General features: G+C 71.2%; 16 protein-coding genes. 1 reads left to right on the plus strand and 15 read right to left on the minus strand.

Annotation, left to right across the window (positions count from 1 at the left end; genetic code table 11):
- Positions 1-128: 128 nt before the first annotated feature.
- From OV090_RS18510 to OV090_RS18580, 15 genes are all read right to left on the minus strand, one after another.
- A complete protein-coding gene (locus OV090_RS18510) occupies positions 129-1,604 on the minus strand; it encodes a two-component regulator propeller domain-containing protein (protein WP_267705091.1) in 1,476 nt (491 codons plus the stop codon).
- Positions 1,605-1,787: 183 nt separating this feature from the next.
- A complete protein-coding gene (clpX, locus tag OV090_RS18515) occupies positions 1,788-3,050 on the minus strand; it encodes an ATP-dependent Clp protease ATP-binding subunit ClpX (RefSeq protein ID WP_267705092.1) in 1,263 nt (420 codons plus the stop codon).
- Positions 3,047-3,691 (minus strand): ATP-dependent Clp endopeptidase proteolytic subunit ClpP, encoded by a 645-nt coding sequence (gene clpP / locus OV090_RS18520; RefSeq protein WP_267705093.1) that lies wholly within the window; start codon positions 3,689-3,691, stop codon positions 3,047-3,049. Before clpP ends, clpX begins: the two co-directional genes overlap by 4 nt.
- A 192-nt stretch (positions 3,692-3,883) precedes the next feature.
- Positions 3,884-5,242, minus strand: a complete 1,359-nt coding sequence (gene tig, locus OV090_RS18525; RefSeq protein WP_267705094.1) for a trigger factor — start codon at positions 5,240-5,242, stop codon at positions 3,884-3,886.
- Between the two features lie 137 nt (positions 5,243-5,379).
- A complete protein-coding gene (locus OV090_RS18530) occupies positions 5,380-10,062 on the minus strand; it encodes a tetratricopeptide repeat protein (protein WP_267705095.1) in 4,683 nt (1,560 codons plus the stop codon).
- A gap of 29 nt (positions 10,063-10,091) precedes the next feature.
- Positions 10,092-11,525 carry an acetyl-CoA carboxylase biotin carboxylase subunit gene (gene accC / locus OV090_RS18535; protein ID WP_267705096.1) on the minus strand — a complete coding sequence of 478 codons (1,434 nt, stop codon included), beginning with the start codon at positions 11,523-11,525 and terminating at the stop codon, positions 10,092-10,094.
- Positions 11,525-12,034, minus strand: coding sequence for an acetyl-CoA carboxylase biotin carboxyl carrier protein (gene accB, locus OV090_RS18540; protein WP_267705097.1), 510 nt, complete (start codon positions 12,032-12,034; stop codon positions 11,525-11,527). The genes accC and accB overlap by 1 nt, the downstream gene beginning before the upstream one ends.
- A 39-nt stretch (positions 12,035-12,073) precedes the next feature.
- On the minus strand, positions 12,074-12,529 hold the full coding sequence (gene aroQ / locus OV090_RS18545) for a type II 3-dehydroquinate dehydratase (RefSeq protein WP_267705098.1): 456 nt from the start codon (positions 12,527-12,529) through the stop codon (positions 12,074-12,076).
- A 7-nt stretch (positions 12,530-12,536) separates the two neighbouring features.
- Positions 12,537-12,887: a roadblock/LC7 domain-containing protein gene (locus OV090_RS18550; RefSeq protein ID WP_267705099.1), complete on the minus strand. Its 351-nt coding sequence runs from the start codon at positions 12,885-12,887 to the stop codon at positions 12,537-12,539.
- A 121-nt stretch (positions 12,888-13,008) separates the two neighbouring features.
- The gene (locus OV090_RS18555) at positions 13,009-14,127 is read right to left on the minus strand and encodes a 3-dehydroquinate synthase family protein (protein WP_267705100.1); all 1,119 of its coding nucleotides are present in this window, start codon (positions 14,125-14,127) and stop codon (positions 13,009-13,011) included.
- Between the two features lie 56 nt (positions 14,128-14,183).
- A complete protein-coding gene (locus OV090_RS18560; protein WP_267705101.1) occupies positions 14,184-14,750 on the minus strand; it encodes a shikimate kinase in 567 nt (188 codons plus the stop codon).
- A 17-nt stretch (positions 14,751-14,767) separates the two neighbouring features.
- Positions 14,768-15,385, minus strand: coding sequence for a type 4a pilus biogenesis protein PilO (gene pilO / locus OV090_RS18565; protein ID WP_267705102.1), 618 nt, complete (start codon positions 15,383-15,385; stop codon positions 14,768-14,770).
- A gap of 9 nt (positions 15,386-15,394) precedes the next feature.
- The gene (locus OV090_RS18570; protein ID WP_267705103.1) at positions 15,395-15,949 is read right to left on the minus strand and encodes a hypothetical protein; all 555 of its coding nucleotides are present in this window, start codon (positions 15,947-15,949) and stop codon (positions 15,395-15,397) included.
- On the minus strand, positions 15,946-16,992 hold the full coding sequence (pilM, locus tag OV090_RS18575) for a type IV pilus assembly protein PilM (protein WP_267705104.1): 1,047 nt from the start codon (positions 16,990-16,992) through the stop codon (positions 15,946-15,948). Before pilM ends, OV090_RS18570 begins: the two co-directional genes overlap by 4 nt.
- Before the next feature lie 100 nt (positions 16,993-17,092).
- Positions 17,093-17,548 carry a helix-turn-helix transcriptional regulator gene (locus OV090_RS18580; protein ID WP_267705105.1) on the minus strand — a complete coding sequence of 152 codons (456 nt, stop codon included), beginning with the start codon at positions 17,546-17,548 and terminating at the stop codon, positions 17,093-17,095.
- A 367-nt stretch (positions 17,549-17,915) separates the two neighbouring features.
- Between OV090_RS18580 and glpK the strand changes: the two genes are divergently transcribed.
- Positions 17,916-19,400 (plus strand): glycerol kinase GlpK, encoded by a 1,485-nt coding sequence (glpK, locus tag OV090_RS18585; RefSeq protein WP_267705106.1) that lies wholly within the window; start codon positions 17,916-17,918, stop codon positions 19,398-19,400.
- The last annotated feature ends 26 nt before the right edge of the window (positions 19,401-19,426 follow it).

The following is a 19,426-nucleotide window of genomic DNA, read 5'->3' on the forward strand; positions in this document are numbered from 1 at the left end:
TCAGGAAGAGGGCGAGCGAATTTCGCCGCGGGTCACGACGCCGGTGCACACAGAGGCACCGAGCTCTCGCCGCGGCGAGCTGTCCCTCGAGACAGACGCCGGCACCGCAGGCCGGCGTCCTCGTCGCATCACTTCTTCTCGGCGAGCTTGATCGAGCCGATGTCGAACACCTCGCCCTCCTTCATCGCCCCGTTCATGGCGAAGCCGAGGGTCGTCTGCCATTTGCTGCCGACCTTCACGGCCACGCCGTACTCGCCGAGCGGCACCTCGACGAAGGTCCAGACGCCCTCTGCGTCGGTCTTGCCGGTGAAGCGGACCGCCTGGTCAGCGCACGGCGTCTTCGTGTAGATGAAGCTCGGGTTCGGGCACACCTCGAGCGTGGCGTTGGCGACCGGCTTGCCGTCGTTGTCGACGATCGCGCCCCTGAGGCCGCCCTTGCGCACCTCGCCGGCGCCGGGCAGCGCGGCGGGGCCGCTGCCGACGACGAGGATGCCCTTGATCTCGCCGGCGATCTCCGGCGCCGCGCCGCTCGGCCACTCGTTCTTGGCGCCGTCGGGACCGATCACCGCGAGGCCGGCGTCGGTGCCGACCCACACCCGGCCGCTGTCGTCGGCGGCCACGGCCCAGATCGATCCCTTGGTAAAGTTCTTGCCGCTGCGCAGCGCCCGGAGCTTGCCGGCCGGATCGCTCGCGGTGACCTTGTCGACGTCGATCAGCGCGAGGTGGCCGTCGGCGCTGACCGAGATCTCGGTGTACGAGCTGGTGCCGCCGAGCTTGAGCTTCTTGGCCGGCTGGCCGTCGACGAGGTGGAACACGCTGTCCATGCCCATCGCGTATACGCTGCCGTCGGGCGCGAGCGCGGCCCGGGTCAGGTAGTACGGGCTGCGGGCCTTGGCCGGCTTGAGGTCGACCGGCTGCCAGGCGTCGCCCTCGCGGGCGAACACCTTCTGGCTGGTGACCAGCCACGGCTTGCCGGCCCGGTCGACGGCGATCGCCTGCGGGAAGTCGTCGGCGGCGAGGGCCAGCACCGACACCGGCTCGCTGGTCCACGCCTTGCCGTCGAAGTGGTCGATCGCGCTGAAGGCGGCGACCCAGATCTGGCCGTCGGCCGCGACCGCGTAGTCGCTCGCGGTGTTGGGCATCCGCGGCTCCTCGCCCGCCACCACCGTCGCGCTCTCGGCGTCGAGTCGCAGGATCTGCGAGTAGTTGGCGGCGTACACCTTGCCGTCGGCGCCGACCTTGAGCTGCTTGTACGAGCCCGTGTCGGCGCCGCTCACCGGCGTGAACTTGCCGCCGTCGAGCCGCACGATGCCCTTCTTCTCGACGGCGATGAACGCCGGCCCGGGCGCGCCCGCGGTGACCGTCAGCGGCGCCGCAGCAGGCTTGGCCGGCTCGGCCGCGGCCTTGTCGTCGGGCTTCGCCTCGGCCTTCTCCTCGACCTTCGTCTCGGTCCGGGTCTCCGTCTTCGCCTCGACCTTCGCCTCGACCTTCGCCGGCGGCTCGGTCTTCTTCGTCTCGGAGGTCGGCGTCGACGGGCCGCCGTCACAGGCGGTCATCCACAGCGGGAGGGCACAAACAAACAGCTTCGTCCTGGGGGTCGGCACGCGGCGATTTTGCCAGCCCGGACTGCGCTGTCAACGCCGACTGTCCTTCGGGCCATCTTGGCCGTCGCGGACATGTCTTTCGAGGCATGTCTCCCGAGACATGAGGGGCGCGCGCCCCCAAAACGGAGAAGGGCCGCGCCGGCGGGTGCCGGGCGGCCCTTCGGGCGAGCCGGACGCAGCGGCTCAGCTCGCCTCTTTCTTGGCCTCGCCGTCGTTCGCGTAGACGACCACGGGCTGCTTGCCCTGGAGGATGCAGTCCTCGTTGACGACGACCTCGCGGATGTTGCCCTGGCTGGGGATCTCGTACATCACGTCGAGCATCGCGCGCTCGAGGATGGTCCGCAGGCCGCGAGCGCCGGCCTTCTGGGCGCGGGCTCGCTGAGCGACGGCCTTGAGGGCGCCGTCGGTGAACTTGAGGCCGACGCCGTCGATGCCGAGCAGGCGCTCGTACTGCTTGACCAGCGCGTTCTTCGGCTGGGTGAGGATGGCGACCAGCGCGGCCTCGTCGAGGTCGTGCAGCGGGGCGACGATGGGGAGGCGGCCGATGAACTCGGGGATGAGGCCGAACTTCATCAGGTCCTCGCTCTGGACCTGCTGCAGGAGCTCCCACTGGCGGAGCTCCTTCTTCTGCCCGTGCTGCACGCCGAAGCCCATGGTCTTGGCGCTGATGCGATGGTCGATGATGTCCTCGAGGCCCGCGAAGGCGCCGCCGCAGATGAACAGGATGTTGGTCGTGTCGACCTGCAGAAAATCCTGCTGCGGGTGCTTGCGGCCGCCCTTGGGCGGCACGCTGCTGATCGTGCCCTCGAGGATCTTGAGCAGCGCCTGCTGCACGCCCTCGCCGGACACGTCGCGGGTGATCGACGGGTTTTCGCCCTTGCGCGCGATCTTGTCGATCTCGTCGATGTAGACGATGCCCCGCTGCGCGCGCTCGATGTCGTGGTCGGCGTTCTGCAGCAGGTTGACGATGATGTTCTCGACGTCCTCACCGACGTAGCCGGCCTCGGTCAGGCTCGTGGCGTCGGCGATGGCGAACGGCACGTCGAGGATGCGCGCCAGCGTCTGCGCCATCAGCGTCTTGCCCGAGCCGGTCGGGCCGAGCAGCAGGATATTGCTCTTCTGCAGCTCGGTCTCGTCGGGCAGCTTCTTGGCGTTGATGCGCTTGTAGTGGTTGTAGACCGCGACGCTGATGGTCTTCTTGGCCAGCTCCTGGCCGATGATGTAGTCGTCGAGGACCTTGCGGATGTCCTTCGGCTTCGGGATCTTCGCGCTGACGTCGGCCCGCTCTTCCTTCTGGACCTCCTCGGCGAGGATGTCGTTGCAGAGCGAGATGCACTCGTCGCAGATGTAGACCGAAGGTCCGGCGATCAGCTTCTTCACTTCCTTCTGCGACTTGCCGCAGAAGGAGCAACTGAGGTTCCCGTTGTTGTCGCGCTTGGAGCTCATGGGTTCCCCCCCGTCGGCGTCGGCCGCTCCTTCCGCGGCCGGCTCAGCACCTCGTCGATGAGCCCGTAGCTCTTGGCCGTCTGCGGGTCCATGAACTTGTCGCGCTCGGTGTCACGCAGGATGTCGTCGACCGTCTTCCCGCTGTGCTCGGCGAGGATGGCGTTCAAGATGGCCTTGAGGCGCCGGATCTCCAGCGCCTGGATCTCGATGTCGGTGGCCTGCCCCTGCACGCCGCCCGACGGCTGGTGGATCATGATGCGCGCGTTGGGCAGCGCGAAGCGCTTGCCCGGGGCGCCGCCGGCCACCAGCACCGCGCCCATCGAGGCCGCCTGACCGATACAGTAGGTGGCGACGTCGCAGCGCACGTGCTGCATGGTGTCGTAGATGCCCAGGCCCGCCGTCACGACGCCGCCCGGGGAGTTGATGTACATCGTGATGTCCTTCTCCGGATCCTCGGACTCGAGGAAGAGGAGCTGGGCGATGATGACGTTGGCGACCTGATCGTTGACCCCGGTCCCCAGGAAGATGATCCGGTCCTTGAGGAGCCGGCTGTAGATGTCCCACGAGCGCTCGCCGCGGTGCGTCTGCTCGATGACGAAGGGAATGTTTGCGACCGGGCCCAAGTCTGCGTGGTGATTCATGCGGCGGCTCCGCGCTCCTTCTAGGTGTCTCGGCTATCGTGACCGCCTCGTCGCGGCGATGCAAGGCCCCAGAACGCGCGGCCGCATCACCACTTTCTCACCGGCGATCGAGAAAGCGGCAGGAGCCACCCTTGGGTGGCTCCTGCTCAATGTTCGGCGCGCTCGGCACCGGCGCGCGCTGCGACTCGCTCGTCAGGTCGCGGCGGTCTCGCCGCTAGACTCCGACGCGGCGGGCGCCTCCGGCGTCGGATCGGGCGCCTCGGTGACCTCGGCCTTGCTCATCAGGAAGTCGAGGATCTTTTCCTCGCGGAGCTGAGCGCGCAGGAGCAGCAGCTGGTTGTTCTTCTCCATCGTCGCGCGCAGGCGATCGATGTTTTGGTTGCGCTCGGCCGCCATCTCCTTCAGCTCGGCCTCGACCTCTTCCTCGGCGACGACGATGTTTTCGGCCTTGCCGATCGCGTCGAGGAGCAAGAACGCCTTGACGTTGAACAACGCCTGGGGCCGGTACTGCGAGCTGAGCTGCTGCTCGGTGACGCCGAGCCGCTGGAGCGTGAGGCCCTGCTGCTGGACCTGGCGCTTGAACAGGTCGACCTGGGCGGCGACCTCGCGGGCGACCAGCGACGGCGCGACCTCGAAGGTGTTGCGCTGGAGCAGGACCTCGACGAGGCGCTTGCGGGCGTCGCGCTCGGCCTCGTTCTTGTCCTCCTCGAGCAGGCGCTCGCCGATCTTGGCCTTGAGCGCGTCGAGGCTGTCGGCCTCGCCGGTGTCGCGGGCGAAGTCGTCGTCGAGCACGGGGACGTGCTTCTCGCGGACGTCGCGGAAGCCGATCGTCAGCACGGCCTCGTGACCGCGCAGCTCCTGCTTCAGGCGCTCCTGCGTCGGGCTGAAGCGCACGGTCTGGGTCTTGCCGACCTGGTCGAGGGTGATGTTCGCCAGCGCGGCGGCGAGGCCCGGGATGTACTCGTTCTCGGTCTCGCCGATGTCGACGCGGAGGTCCTTGCGCGCGATCTTCTGCGGGCCGATGGCGCCGTCGAGGTCGACGGTCCACACGTCGCCCGGCTGGGTCGCGGTGCGCTCGTTGCCCTCGGCGAGCGGGCGCAGCTCGGTGAGCTCCTCCTGCTTGGCCTTGAGCTCGGCGGCGAGCTTGGCCTCGTCGGCGGCGGCGGGGCGGCGACGGACGGCGATGCCGGTGTAGTCCTGCGGGGTGATCTCCGGCGGGACTTCGAACCGCGCGGCGTACTTGAACGCCTCGTCCTTGTTGAGCGTGCCTTCCTCGAGCACCGGCTGCGTCAGCGGCACCTTGCTGTGCTGCGTGACGGCGGCCTGGAAGGTCTCGTCGACGAGCTCGCGCGCGAGCTCCTCACGCACGCCCTTGCCGAACATTCGCTCGAGCATGTGCGGCGGCACCTTGCCCGGACGGAAGCCGGGCAGGCGAGCCTTGCCCTGCAGGTCGCGCAGCTTGGTGGCGAACCGGGGCGAGATCTCCGCCCACGGGATTTGCACACGCACGCGGCACTCGACCGCACTGATCCTCTCGATTTGACTTTCCATAGCGAGCGAAAGCGGGGACGGTCCAGTACCAGAGGGCCGCCACGATCACAAGCCTGGGCCATCACAGCCGCTCGCACGCCGGCCCGCGGCGGCCCTGATCGGCCGCGCGGGGGCGTGACAAGCCGCACAGGGCTGTGTCAGCCCTCGTGCTCGGCCAGCAGCTCGTCGCGGTCGCGATAGCCGGGGCTCACGTCGCGCAGCGCTTCGGCGGCGGCCGCGGTGTCGCCGAGGGTCATGTAGACCTCGGCCAGGCGGTACTGGGCCGCGTCGCGCTCGTCCTCGTCGTTGGCGCTGGCGACCGCGTCGCGCAGGGCGGCGACGGCGACCGAGGGCTCGCCGCGGAGGATCCGGAGGTCGGCGATCATGACCTTGGCCCGCGACTGCCAGGTGCTGTCGGCGGCGGCCAGCCCGAACTGGGTCAGCGCGTCGTCGATGAGGCCCATCTCGTGATAGGCCATCCCGAGGTCGAAGTAGGTCTGGGCGTCGGCCTGCTCGGTGAGGGTGGCGACGGCCCGCTGCTGCGACGACTTCTTGCGGCTGACGGGCGACGGCTCGTCGAAGATCGAGGACAGGAAGTCGTCCTCGTCCTCCTCGTCGTCGAGGCGCAGGACGGTGCTGCCGGGGCTGACGGCCGCGGGCGGCGCGGCGGCGACCGGCGGCGGGGTGTCCTCGATCATCACCGGCGCGGCGGCCGACTCGAGCTTGGCGCCGGTGGCGAAGCGGTCGGCGAATTCGGCGAGCGCCGGGTGACCCGGGAAGCGCCGCTGCAGCTCGAGGTAGGTGAACTGGGCGTCGTCCTCGAAGCGGCTGCTGATGAAGAACCGCAGCTCCTCGACCTCGTCGGTGATGTCCGGGTAGTCCGCCGGCGCGGCGGGCTCCTCGGCGGAGATCTCCTCGACCGCCTCGAGCTCCTCCAGCTCGGCGCTCAGCAGATCGGACGCCTTGCTGTCCGCGGGGACAGGCTCGACCGCCTCGAGCTGCGCGGCGGCCTCGGGCTGCGCTTCGACGGCGGGTTTGGCCTCGGCGTCCGAAAGCGCAGCTTCCGGCCTCTCGCTCGCCGGGGCCTCGGAGGCGGAGGCCTGGCTGTCCGTGGGGACAGCTTCCGGCTTCGCCTCGGTGGTCGCCGGCTGGCTGTCCGCGGAGACAGTCTCGCTCGTCGCGGGCTGGCTTTCCGCGGAGACGGCCTCCGGCTTCGCCTCGCTCGTCGCGGGCTGACTGTCCGCGGAGACGGGCTTCGCCTCGGCCGTCGCCGGCTGGCTGTCCGCAGAGACAGCCTCGGCCGTCGCCGGCTGGCTGTCCGCGGAGACAGGCTCGCTCGTCGCCGGCTGGCTCTCCGCAGAGACAGCCTCCGGCTTCGCCTGGCTGTCCGAAGAGACAGCCTCGCTCGTCGCCGGCTGGCTCTCCGCAGAGACAGCCTCGGGTTTCACCTCGGTCGTCGCGGGCTGGCTCTCCGCAGACACGGCCTCGGGCTTGGTCTCGCTGGTCGGCGCAGCCTCGGTCGCGGGCTGGCTGTCCGGACGGACAGCTTCCGACTTCGCCTCGCTCGCCTGGCTGTCCGGACGGACAGCTGCCGGCTTCGCCTCGGGCGTCGCGGGCTTGGCGGCGGGGGTCGCCGCCGCCTTCGGCGCGCTCGTCTCGCCGAGGCGCGTGACCGGCTTGGCCGGCTTCGAGGAGCCCAGGCGCATGGCCCGGAGCTTCGCCGCGGCATCGGACTTGACGGCGGCCGGCCGGACGATCTCCGCCTTCGGCACCTCGGCCTTCGCGGCCGAGGTCTCGGGCGTCGACTCCTTGGCCTCCACGCTCGTCTCCTCGACCCCGGTCGGCTCCGACGACGAGGCCTCGGCCGATGTGCCCGCGGGGGCAGCTTCGGGCTGGGCGGCTTCGGCCGTCGGGGCCTCGGCTTCGGCCTGCTTGGAGCTGTCCGCAAGGACAGCTTCAGACTTCGTCGCGGTCTCCGAGCTGTCCGCGGGGACAGCATCGGGCTTCGCCGCGATCTCGGACTTCGCGGCAGCTCCCGCGCTGTCCGTCGGGACAGCCTCGGTCTTCGCCGCCGCTTGCGCGTCCGCAGACACGGCCTCCGGCTTGGCCTCGGCATCCGAGCTGTCCGTCGGGACAGCCTCGGACTTCGCCGCTGCGCTGTCCGTCGACGCGGCCTCGGTTTTCGCCTCCGCCTCGGGCTTCGTCGCCGCCTCGGGCGCGGTCGCCTCCGGGGTCACCTCGGTCGTCGCCGAGCTGTCCGCCGGGGTCACCTCGGTCTTCGCCGAGCTGTCCGTAGAGACAGCCTCGGGCTTCGCCTCGACGGGCGCAGCCTCGGGCTTCGCCGTCACCACGCTCTCGCTGCGCGGCGGCTCCGGCCGCTTCGTCACCACGCTCTCGCTGCGCGGCGGCGGCTCCGGCCGCTTCGTCACCACGCTCTCGCTGCGCGGCGGCGGCTCCGGACGCTTCGTCACCACGCTCTCGCTGCGCGGCGGCGGCTCCGGACGCCTCGTCACCACGCTCTCGCTGCGCGGCGGCTGGGGCGGACGGGCGGGCGTCGGCGGGCCCTTCTTGGCGGGCGCCGGCTTGCGCGGCGCCGGCTCCGGGGCGGCCTCGACGATCTCGTCGACCTCGAGCTCCTCGACCTCCTCGGCCTCGAGCTCCTCGACCTCTTCGGCGCGCGGCGCCGGCTTGGCGGCCGACTTCTCGGTCGGCGGCTTCGCGGGCGGACGGCGCGGCGGCTTGCGACCGGCCTCGACCGGCTCGCTCGCCGGCTCGGCCTTCGTGGCCTCGGGCTCGGCCTTCGCCGCCTCGGGCTCGGCCTTCGCCGCTTCGCTCGGCGCGACCTCGGGCTTCGCGGCCTCGCTCGTCACGGCCTCGCTCGCCGCGGCCTCGGGCTTCGTCGCCTCGCTCTTCGCGTCCGCGGCTGTCTCTGCGGACAGGTCCGTCGGGACAGGCGTCTTGTCCTCCGCCTTGGCCGGCGGCTTGAAGGCCGGCAGCGGCGTCTTCTCGCCGAAGGATCGCGGCAGCGGCGTCTTCTCCGAGAACTTGGTCGGCAGCGGCGTCTTGACGCTGCTGTCGCCCTCGTCGCGCGCGGTCGGAGCCGCGAGGCCGAGCGCCAGGTTCTTGAGGCCGCTGTGGTCGCGGGACGCCTCGGCATCCTCGGCCGGCGCGGCCGCGGCCGCCTTCGGCTCCTCGGGCAGCGGCGCCGGGGCGGGCGTCGGCGTGAGGTCGGCCTGCTCGCCGGAACCAGACTCGCCAGGCGCCGCGGCTGCCGGAATCAGGCCGCTGCGCGCCGAGTCGCCCGGCGAGTTCATGCCGGCGCCGCTCTGGCCGGCCTGGGGCGGCGGCGCCTCGGCGTCACCGGCCAAGCGCTCGTGCTTGGTGCCGCGGACCAACGGCGCCGCCTCGTCGGGCTGGCTGCCGCTGGCCTCGAGCGCTGTCAGGACCATCTCGGCCTTGGTGTGGTTGGGCGCGAGCCGCAGCGCGCGCTCGAGTTGGTCGCGGGCGATCTTCAGATCGCGACCGGCGACCAGCTGGGCCAGACGGACGTAGGTGTCGGCGGCCTCGGGGTTGCGCCCCAGCGACTCGAGGATCGACGCCTGCAGCTCGAGCGCCTGGGTGTTGCTGGCGTCGCGGACGAAGATCGAGTCGAGGTGCCCGAGCGCGTGCTCGAACATCTTGTATTTGATGTAGACCCGGACCTCGAGCAGCAGCTTGTCGACGTCGCCGACGTTGTCCTCAGGCTCCTCCGCCGCGCTGGGCGCCAGGTTCGCGCCCACTCCTGCGAAAGGGCGCGAAGGCACGTCCTCGACTTCCACGTCGAGCTCGAGGTCGGTGGCGGTTTGCGCCGCCGCGGCCTCCTCCTCGACGACGTCGATGTCGAGCCCCTCCTCTTCCCTGTCCTTCGGATCGATCGGCAGCGCCGCGATCTCGGTCTCGATGTCGGCGAGGGTCTTCTTGAGCTCCTCGGCGTTCTCGGGCCCGAGGGCGATCGCCTTGCGGAGCACGCGGGCGGCCAGCACCTTGGCCTTGCGCCCGCCCTTGCGCTGCTCCTTGGCCAGCTCTTGCAGCACGCTGACCGACTTGTCCTGCTTGCCCAGCGCGACGAACGTGTCGGCCAGCAGCTCCAGGCCCTCCGGGTCGGCCGGGGCCGAGCGCAGCAGCGCGTTGAGCTTCACCAGCGCGCGCCGGTTCTCGTTCTGCGACAGGTAGATCCGCGCCAGCGAGCGCAGGACCGGCAGGTCGTCTTCCTTGTGGTAGATGAGCCGCTCGGCGACGCGGATGTAGTCGTCGATCCGGCGGTCGGAGAACAGCTTGTCGGCCGCGAGCCGGAAGTGCTCGACCGCCTGCGGCACCATGCCCTCGCGCGAGTACAGCTCGGCCAGCCGCAGCCGCTTGCCGACCGCGCCCGGGTCGAGCTCGGCCACCATGCGGAAGCCCTCGAGGCCCTCCGCGATCTGCCCGCTCTGGAAGTAGGCCTGGGCGACGAACTCGTAGGTGGCGATGGCGTCCTGGATCCGGTTGAGATCCTTGTAGAGCCCCGCGACCTTGGCCTGCACGTCGAGCCGGCCCGAGTCGATCTGCAGCACCTGCCGATAGACCGCGAGCGCCTTCTGGTGCTCACCGGCCTCGGTGTAGTGCTTGCCGACGAACACGAACCGCTCGGTCGCGCCCGCGGTGTCGCCCATCTGCCGCAGCGCGTCGGCGTAGAGGAGCCAGGAACGGATGTCTAAAGGGTCAGCTTCGACGACCGTCGCGTACTCCTTCGCCGCCCGGTCGTGCTGACCCTTCGCCGCAAACTTCGCAGCCGCTGCCAGTGCCTTGTCGCGGTTGAACGCCACCCGTGTCCTTCTTCCTGTCTTCCTTCTCCTTAGCCTTGCACTTCGGCGTCGGCCTCGGCGCGCACGGCCTCGGGGTCGAGCGACGCCTCGAGGAAGTGGGTATCGTATTTACCACTAATGAACGCCGGTTGCTTGAGAAGCCACCGATGGAGCGGGATATTGGTCTGGATGCCCTCGATGACGCATTCGCCGAGCGCGCGCTGCATCCGCCGGATCGCCTGCTGGCGGTCCGGGGCGTGAACGATGAGCTTGGCCAGCATCGAGTCGTAGAAGGGCGGAACCGTGATGCCCTGGTACATGTGGCTGTCGACCCGGACGCCGTAGCCGCCCGGGAAGTGCAGCGCCGAGATCGTCCCCGGCTGAGGGATGAACTTGATCGGGTCCTCGGCGTTGATCCGGCACTCGATCGCGTGGCCGCGCGGCCGGAACTCGCGCATCAGGTGCCCCAGCGGCTCGCCCGTGGCCAGCCGGATCTGCTCCTGCACGAGGTCGACGCCGGTGATCATCTCGGTCACGCAGTGCTCGACCTGGACGCGCGTATTCATCTCCATGAAGTAGAACCGGTCGCCGTCGAGCAAGAACTCGATGGTGCCGAGCGAGTGGTAGCCGATCGCCTTGGCGGCCGCGACCGCGGCGGCGCACATCTCCCGCCGCAAGCTCTCGCTGAGGACCGAGCAGGGCGCCTCCTCCAGCACCTTCTGGTGGCGCCGCTGGACCGAACACTCGCGCTCCAGCAAGTGATTGGCGTTGCCGTGCTGGTCGGCCACGACCTGGACCTCGACGTGGCGCGGGCTCTGCACGTAGCGCTCGATGTACATGTCGCCGTTGCCGAACGCCTTGAGCGCCTCGACCTGGGCGGTCTGCAGGGTCTGCGGCAGCAGCTTGATGTCGCGGACGATCTTCATGCCGCGCCCGCCGCCGCCGGCCGAGGCCTTGAGGATGACCGGCAGGCCGATCCGCTCGGCCTCGGCCACCGCGTGCGCGGCGCTGGTCAGCACGCCCGTGCCCGGCAACACCGGGACACCCGACCGCTCCATCGTCTGTCGCGCGGTGACCTTGTCGCCCATGACGCGCATGTGCGCGGGGTCGGGCCCGATGAACGTCAGCTTGCACTTCTGGACGATCTCGGCGAACTCGGCCCGCTCCGACAGGAAGCCGTAGCCGGGGTGCACTGCGTCGGCGCCGGTCAGCTCGGCGGCGGCGATGATGTTCTTGATGTTGAGGTAGCTCTGCGACGACGGGCCGGGCCCGATGCAGACCGCCTCGTCGGCGAAGCGGACGTGGAGCGCGTGCTCGTCGACCGTCGAGTAGACGGCGACGGTGCGCAGCCCCAGCTCGCGACAGGCCCGGATCACGCGCAGGGCGATCTCGCCCCGGTTGGCGATCAGGACCTTGCGGATCTCCCTCAGGGGCGGCGGCTGTGTGGGCCGCGGCGCGGTCGGATGAGGCGTCTTCGTCGGCATCAGAGCTTGCGGACCCGGAACAGCTTGGCCCCGTATTCGACCGGCTTGGCGTTTTCGAGCAGGATCTCCTCGATCACGCACGGGAACTCGGCCTCGAGCTCGTTGAACAACTTCATCGCTTCGACGATGCAGAGGGTCTGATTGCGCTGCACCGTGGTGCCGACCTCGACGAACGAGGGGGTGTCCGGGCCCGCCGAGCGGTAGAAGGTGCCGACGAACGGCGATGTGATGAAGGTACCAGCGGCAGGCGCGGTTGCGGGCGCAGCCGGCGCCGCAGCCGCCGCAACCGCAGCGGGCACAGCCGCAGGCGCCTCGTAGACGACCGGGCGCGCCGCCACCGGCGCGGCCTCGAGGCCGGTGTTGCGGCGGAGCAGCACGCGATGCTCCCCGCTCTCGATCTCGATCTCGTCGAGGTCGTTCTGGCGCAGCACCTTGGCCAGCTCGCGGACGTACCGCAGGTCCGGCAGCGAATCAGGCCGTGGAGACGAATCCCGAGGTTCGGACGACATGCACTCTCCGTCAGGGTCGAAGGGTCCCGGGCGCGTCGCTCACGACGGGCGGGCCGTGTGCTCGGCTACGAGGTAGCGCAGAGCGAGGTGATACGAGGCAGTGCCGAGGCCCATGATGACGCCGACACATGCTACGCCAGACATGGATACCTGGCGCAAGCTCTCGCGGCGGTAGAGGTTGCTGAGGTGGACCTCGACCGCCGGCACGGGCACTCCACGCAGCGCGTCCTGGATGGCCACGCTCGTGTGTGTGTAGGCGCCCGGGTTGATGATGATGCCGTCGGCGGTGCCGTACGCGGCGTGGATCCAGTCGAGGATCACGCCCTCGTGATTGCTCTGCCGGCAGGTCACCTCGGCTCCGAGTTCACCCGCCAGCGTCTGCAGCGAGGCGTCGAGCTGGGCCAGTGTTTGCGCGCCGTAGATGCCCGGTTCGCGCTGGCCCAGCAGGTTGAGGTTGGGCCCGTGAATCACGAGCACCCGCGGCGCCGCCGACATTCGCAGCCTACAGACTGGCGAGCAGATCCGGCGCCGCGCTCTTCAGCACCCAGCGCCCCTTGCCGAAGCTCCCCGAGTCCTCCAGCAGCACGATCGTGAAGAACTCCTCGGACAGGCAGCGCACCAGCAGGGTGCCGCGCTCGGCCTTGATCGTGATGTCGGTGAGCGCGCCGAGGTCGAGCGCCTTCGTGGCCTTGAGCAGCTCGACGAACCGGAACGAGAACTCGGTCGCGATGCCCTCGATGTCAGCCCCGCTGCCGCCGTCGTACTGCTCGACGGCGATGCCATCAAAGCCCATCAGAATGGCGCCCTTGGCGCCCGGGATCTTGTCGACGATGGATTTGAGGGTGTCTTTCATGGTTGGCGCAGTCCTCGCGCGGGCCGCCAGGTTGGCAGAGCAAATCGGTTCTGGCAAGCCTCAACTCGGCCGCAAAACGGCCTTCACACTCGACTTTTCCCAGCCTGTCCCGGCCCTGCGCTCACTCCGCGGGCAATTGCGCCCGCTGCCGCAGGAGCCCCAGGATCTCGCGCGGCGTCAGCGGCAACACCAACGGCTCGCCGACCCGCGCCAACGCCACGTAACTCACGGTGCCGCCGACGCGCTTCTTGTCGACGGCCAGGGCGCGCTCGACGGCGGCGCCGCGATCCCCGGACAACCACGCGTCGAGATCTTGCGGCAAGCGCAAGCGAGCCAGCGCCTGCGTGACCATCGGCTCGAGCCCCGGCTCGGCGACGCCCTTGAGCTCCGAGACCCGCGCGGCCGCCCGCAACCCGAGCGCGACCGCATCACCATGCGGCACCTCGTAGTTCGAGGCCGCCTCGATCGCGTGCGCCATCGTGTGGCCGAGGTTGAGCAGCACCCGCCCCTTGCCCGCCTCGCCCTGCTCCCACGGGTCGCGACCGATACAGGCCGCCTTGAGGCCGACCGAGGTCGCCACCAACGGGGTGATGACGTCGACGTCGCGGGCGTAGATCCCGTCCGCCCGGGCGAGCAGCTGCTCGAGGTGGTCGCCCGAGAACAGCAGGGCGTGCTTGAGCATCTCGGCCAGGCCCTGCGCGAGCTCGCGGTCGGGCAGCGAGCTCAGGACCTCGGGGTCGATGGCGACGAACAACGGGAAGTGGAACACCCCGACCATGTTCTTGGCGCCAGGGAGGTCGACCGCGACCTTGCCCCCGACCGAGGCGTCGACCTGCGCGAGCAAGGAGGTCGGCACCTGGACGATCGGGATCCCGCGCATGAAGAGCGCCGCGGCCAGACCCGAGAGGTCGCCGACGACGCCGCCGCCGAGCGCCACCACGGCGTCCCGTCGACTGAGACCGCCAGAGATCATCTGCTCGAGCACGCCGAGCAGCGACGGCATGTTCTTGTGCACCTCGCCGGCAGGAACGACGATCGGCACGACCTGGAAGCCGTGCGCCTCGAGGGCCGAGCGCGCGGCGGCGCCGTGCAGCCGGGCCACGTTGGCGTCGGTGATGAGCGCGACCGAATTTGCGCCGCCGAGCCGCTGCCGCAGCTCCGTGCCGATCCGCGACAACATGCCGCGACCGATCAACACCGGATAATTGCGACTCTCGGCCGGGACGTGGACGTCGAGCACCAGGGGCCGAGGGCGCTTGCGTTGGCTGGATGACCCGCTGTCTTGCATGCACGACCTCAGGGGATGCGGAGGCTGGTGGACAGCGCCGTCAGCAACCGGTGCGCCACATCTTGCGGCGGTCCGCTGCCGTCGACAACTCCGTCCGCTTCCTCATACGCCGACCTCCGCTTGTCAAGGAGTTCGCGGACGCGCGCCGCGACCGCGCCCTCGTCCGACCCGAGCAGCGGGCGCCCGCCGATCGCGGTGGCGCTCAGTCGGCGCGCCAACTCGGCCGCCGGGACGTCGAGGAAGAACACGACGCCGGCTTCGCGCATCGCCGCGCGGTTGGCCGGGTCGACGACGAGCCCGCCACCCGCGGCGACCACGACGGTGCGCGAGCGAAAGCCGGGCTCGGCGACCAGGAGCTGCAAGGCGGCCTTTTCGCAGCAGCGGAAGTGCGACTCGCCGCCGGCGAACAGCGCGGGGATCGCCGCGCCGAAGATCCGCTCGATGCGACGGTCGAGGTCGATGAACGGCGCGCCCCACAGCGCGGCGACGATCGGACCGACGGTCGACTTGCCGGCGCCCATCATCCCGGTGAGGAAGAGCGGTCGTTGCGGATCGTCTGCACGGCGTGAAGTCATGGCGGTGAGAGAGCTCATCAGCGTGTCGCGGGGGCCTGGGCCGGCGCCGTCGGTCGCGCAGGCGGCTCGGCGAGCTCGGCGCGGACCCGCAGCGCGCCGGCGCGAAAGGAGATCTCCAACACCTCGGCGGCGTCGGACCAGCGCAGCACGAGGTCGTCGACGACGACGGTCTCGGGCAAGGCAGCGAGCTCGGCGACGAAGCCGAGCAGCGCGTCCCAGCTGCCGCGGGCGTCGACCCGCACCGGCGAGCGCACGCCCCACTCGCCCGCGGGCTCGTCGGGCAGCGGCTGCCAACGATTGATCTCGAGGCCGGACGCGCGCGCCAGCTCGGGCACGATGAACAGCAGGTCGGCCCGGTCGCCGGCGGCGCCGGGGGTCGCCGCCAGCGCCACCGCCAGCGCCTCCTCGTCGGCGGCCAGCGCCGCGGCGAAGCTGTGCTGCTCGTCCAGCTCCTGCGCGACCTGGCGCTGCCGCGCCTCGGCGGCCGCGAGCTCGTTGCTGGCGGCGAGCAGGTCGGCCCGCGCCGGCCCATAGAAGAGCACGTAGCCGACGATCGCGGTGACGCTGGCGCCGAGCACCCAGACAAGGAGCGTCTGCAGGACCGACAGGCGCGTGAGGCTCTCGGGCGACAGCACGGGGACGTCTCACTCGTTCGGCGCGGCCTCGAGGTCGAGGCGGAAGCGCAGGCCGCCGTCGGCGGTGCGGGCGTATTCTGGCCCATAGGACAGGTGGAACTTCGCCTCGCGGCGGACGCGGGCGACGAACTCGGTGAGCGCGGCGACGTGGCGGGCGAGGCCCTCGACCCGCCAGACGCCGAGGTGAACGGCGTGGGCTTCGAGCGGCCGCAGCGCCGCGCCGGCGGGCTCGAACAGCGCCGCGAACTCGGACAGCGCCGCCGCCGGGGCGCCGCGGGCCTCCTGCAGCCGTGCCAGCGCTTCCTGGCGGATCCGCAGCACCCGCTGGCGCTCGGCCAGCGCCGGGTTGTCGCGCTTCTTCTCGAGCCGCCGGGTCACCGCGGTCACCTCGGCCGCCCGCTCGCGCAGCTCGGCCGCACGCGCGCCGTGGCTGGCGATCCACGCGTAGCCGGTGGCGAGCACCGCGGCCCAGCCGAGCAGCATCGCGCCGCCGAGCACCGCGCCGCTGCGCAGCCGCAGGCGTCGCCGCCGCTGGGCCTTCGGCAGGAGGTTGATGCGGATCACGGCGAGTCGTCCTCCCGCCGCTGCGCCAGCCCGAAGGCCAGCGCCGCGGCCGCGCCTTCGGCCGCGAGCGCGGCCGCGTCGACGCCGGCGTCGACGGCCAGGCGGGCGAACGGCTCGACGCGCTGCACCGCCGCGCCGAGGCGTTCGCCCAGCGCCGGCGCGAGCGTCGGCGTGGCCGCGGCGCCGCCGGCCAGGTAGATGCGCGACAGCGGCTCGGCGACCGTCGAGTCGAGGAAGAACGCGAGCGAGCGCTGGACCTCGCCGGCGATCGCCTGCGACACCGGGAGGAGCACCTCGGCGAGGCGGGCCGCGACCTCGGGCTCGGCGGCCGCGCGTCGCTTGAGCGCCTCGGCCTCGCTCGCGCTCGCGCCCGTGGCTTGTTGGATCGCCGCGTCGTAGTCGCGCCCGCCGGCGCCGAAGTCGCGCCCGTACGCCGGCACCCCGTCGGCGACGATCGTGATCGTCGACGTCGACGCGCCGACCGCCAGCACCGCCGCAGTCTCGCCGCCGACCAGGCCGTGGGCCGCCTCGACGCAGTTGTGCAGCGCGAACGCGGCGGCGTCGACGACCACCGGCCGCAGCCCGCAGTCCTGGGCGACGCGCAGGCGCTGGCGGACGATGTCGTGCTTGGCCGCCACGAGCAGCACCTCGATCTCGCCCGTGGCCGGGTTCTCGCGCAAGATCGTGTGGTCGACCAGCACCTCGCCGCGCTGCTGCGGCGCGACGATCTGGTCGGCCTCCCACGCGATCTGGGCGACCAGCGCCTCGGGCCTGAGCTGCGGCACGGCGAAGCGCTTGATGATGACGCCGTTCCCCGCGACCGCGAGGGCGACGTCGCGGCCCAGCGGTCGCACGCGCGCGAGCACGCGCCGGACCGCGGCGACCGTCGCGTCGTGGTCGACGACCTGGCCGTCCTCGATGCAACCTGGGGCCAGCGGCTCGACGCCGAAGCGAGCGACCCGCAGACCCGAGCGGGCCTGTCGCAGTTGCACGAGGCGGACCGCGGAGGTGCCGAGGTCGAGGCCGAAGCAGCGCCTGGTCATGCGTTTAGCGCCGCCTCGCGTGCGGCGGGCCGCGACGCGGGCTCGCGGGGCGGCGGGGAGTGATGGGACGAGCGCGGCGAGAAGCGGCCGCGAACGCGGCTCAGCCCTGGTCGATGTCGGGGCCGAACACTTGCTCGCGCGCCGAGGGGCTGAGCCCGAGCGCCTCGAGGATCTTGCGCTTGGTATCCATGCGGCATGGACATCCCGACTCCACGCGGTCGATGGTTAGCGGGCTGACGCCGGCACGTCGCGCGAGCTCGGCCTTGCTCATCATGGCGGCCTGGCGCAGCTTGCGGACGTTGTTGGGCTGCACGCCGCCCTTCGCCTTCGCGTTGGTGGCCCCGGACTCGGTGGTGGCAGCTTTGCGGGCTCGCTTCGGCGCCGGCGCCTCGACCTCGGAGGTGTTCGCGGCCGCGGGCTCGCCGACCTCGTCGCCTTCGTCTGCCTCGCGCTCGCGCGGCGCCGCGTCGGTGCGGGTGTACAGCTCGGCTGTGTCCGCGGGAGCGGCTTGCTGCGGCGGCGGAGCTGGAAGCTCCTGCTTCGGGGTCGCGGTCATGGGGCTGGCCGGTCGGGCTACGCTTTCCTACACATTGTCAGCCCCGGCAAGGGGTTCGTCAACGTGGCGGAACCGTCTCAGTGATACGTAAGTGAATGTTAGTGATAGGGATTTGATAGGTCTTTGTAGCGATCCGAGCGATGCCCGGCACCGCCCCTCCGGGCTAGGTAAAAACGCCTCTGAAGGGTGCTGAGGGGCCACAGGTTGCGGTCCGCGATGCATGTGCGATTTTGCCCACTCGCGGGGTTGCCGCGCGCGCGTCCACGCACGCGAGGGGTCCGGGCAGATCTCCCTGGGTCGCGCCGGCCAATGCCGAGGCCGCCGGTCCCAGCGCCGCGATGCGCGCAGGTGATACGCTCCCGGCGCCGTGACCACCGCAGACTTGATCCTCGCCATCGACCAGGGGACCACCGGCAGCACCTGCTTGCTCGTCGACCCGCAGCTCCGCGTGCTGGCGCGCGCGACTCGGGAGTTCCCACAGCACTTTCCGCAGCCGGGATGGGTCGAGCACGACCCTGAAGAGCTGTACGCGTCGGTCCTCGCGGCCGTCGCCGAGGTGCTCCAGACGAGCGGCGTGGCGCCGGCGCGGATCGCCGCCGTCGGCATCACCAACCAGCGCGAGACCAGCCTGCTGTGGGGCCGGCGCGACGGACGACCGCTGCACCGCGCGCTCGTGTGGCAGGACCGGCGCACCGCCGACACCTGCGAGTCGCTCCGCGCCGCCGGCCACGAGGACCTCATCCGCGCGCGCACCGGTCTGCTGCTCGACCCCTACTTCTCGGCGACCAAGCTGGCGTGGGTCCTCGACCACGTGCCCGGCGCCCGCGCGCGCGCCGAGGCGGGCGAGCTACAGGCCGGCACCATCGACACCTACCTCGTGTGGCGGCTGACCGCCGGCGCGGCGCACGTGTCGGAGCCGAGCAACGCCTCGCGCACGCTGCTCTGGCCGCTCAAGGGCGGCGGCTGGGACGAGGAGCTGTGCACCCTGTTGCGGGTGCCGTCGGCGATCTTGCCGCGCGTCCTCCCGTGCACCGCTCGCTTCGGTGAGACCCGCGGCGTGCCCGGCCTGCCGGACGGCATCCCGATCCACGGCATCGCCGGTGACCAGCAGTCGGCGCTGTTCGGCCAGGCCTGCTTCGGCCCCGGCGAGGCCAAGTGCACCTACGGCACCGGCGCCTTCGCCGTGCTCAACACCGGCGACACCCCGGTCGCCTCGCGCCACGGCCTCCTCACCACGGTCGGCTGGCAGATCGGCGAGCGCACCACCTACTGCCTCGAGGGCAGCGCCTTCATGGCCGGCGCGGTCGTGCAGTGGCTGCGCGACGGCCTCGGCTTCGTCGTCAAGGCCAGCGAGATCGAGGCCCTCGCCGCCAGCGTCCCGGACAGCGGCGGCGTCGTCCTCGTGCCTGCGCACGCGGGCCTCGGCGCGCCCTACTGGCGGCCGCACGCGCGCGGCCTGATCAGCGGGATCACCCGCGGCACCACCCGCGCGCACATCGCTCGCGCCGCGCTCGAGGGCATCGCCTTGCAGATCGCCGACCTGCTCCGCGCCATGAGCGCCGACATCGGTGCGCCGCTCAAGGCGCTCAAGGTCGACGGCGGGGCCGCGGCCAACGACCTCCTCATGCAGCTGCAGGCCGACCTCCTCGGCGTCCCGATCGCCCGCCCCACCATGCTCGAGGCCACCGCGCTCGGCGCCGTCTTCCTCGCCGGCCTCGGCGTCGGCGTCTGGTCCGACACCACCGCCCTCGCGGCCGCCTGGCAGCAGGACCGCGCCTTCACCCCGAGCCGACCGACCACCGCCCTGGCGACCCTGCGCAGCAACTGGGAGCGCGCAGTCGCCCTGGCCTGAAGGACATGCCCTGAAAGCCAGACGCG

The sequence above is a fragment of the Nannocystis sp. RBIL2 genome, from assembly GCF_026626745.1.
GTDB lineage: Bacteria > Myxococcota_A > Polyangia > Nannocystales > Nannocystaceae > Nannocystis.

Excerpts from the sequence above, each read along its gene's own strand:
- accB (WP_267705097.1), bottom strand. The coding sequence starts at position 12,034 with ATGTCGTCCGAACCTCGGGATTCGTCTCCACGGCCTGATTCGCTGCCG.
- clpP (WP_267705093.1), bottom strand. The coding sequence starts at position 3,691 with ATGAATCACCACGCAGACTTGGGCCCGGTCGCAAACATTCCCTTCGTC.
- aroQ (WP_267705098.1), bottom strand. The coding sequence starts at position 12,529 with ATGTCGGCGGCGCCGCGGGTGCTCGTGATTCACGGGCCCAACCTCAAC.
- pilM (WP_267705104.1), bottom strand. The coding sequence starts at position 16,992 with ATGACCAGGCGCTGCTTCGGCCTCGACCTCGGCACCTCCGCGGTCCGC.
- OV090_RS18550 (WP_267705099.1), bottom strand. The coding sequence starts at position 12,887 with ATGAAAGACACCCTCAAATCCATCGTCGACAAGATCCCGGGCGCCAAG.
- tig (WP_267705094.1), bottom strand. The coding sequence starts at position 5,242 with ATGGAAAGTCAAATCGAGAGGATCAGTGCGGTCGAGTGCCGCGTGCGT.
- OV090_RS18580 (WP_267705105.1), bottom strand. The coding sequence starts at position 17,548 with ATGACCGCGACCCCGAAGCAGGAGCTTCCAGCTCCGCCGCCGCAGCAA.
- clpX (WP_267705092.1), bottom strand. The coding sequence starts at position 3,050 with ATGAGCTCCAAGCGCGACAACAACGGGAACCTCAGTTGCTCCTTCTGC.
- accC (WP_267705096.1), bottom strand. The coding sequence starts at position 11,525 with ATGCCGACGAAGACGCCTCATCCGACCGCGCCGCGGCCCACACAGCCG.
- OV090_RS18560 (WP_267705101.1), bottom strand. The coding sequence starts at position 14,750 with ATGACTTCACGCCGTGCAGACGATCCGCAACGACCGCTCTTCCTCACC.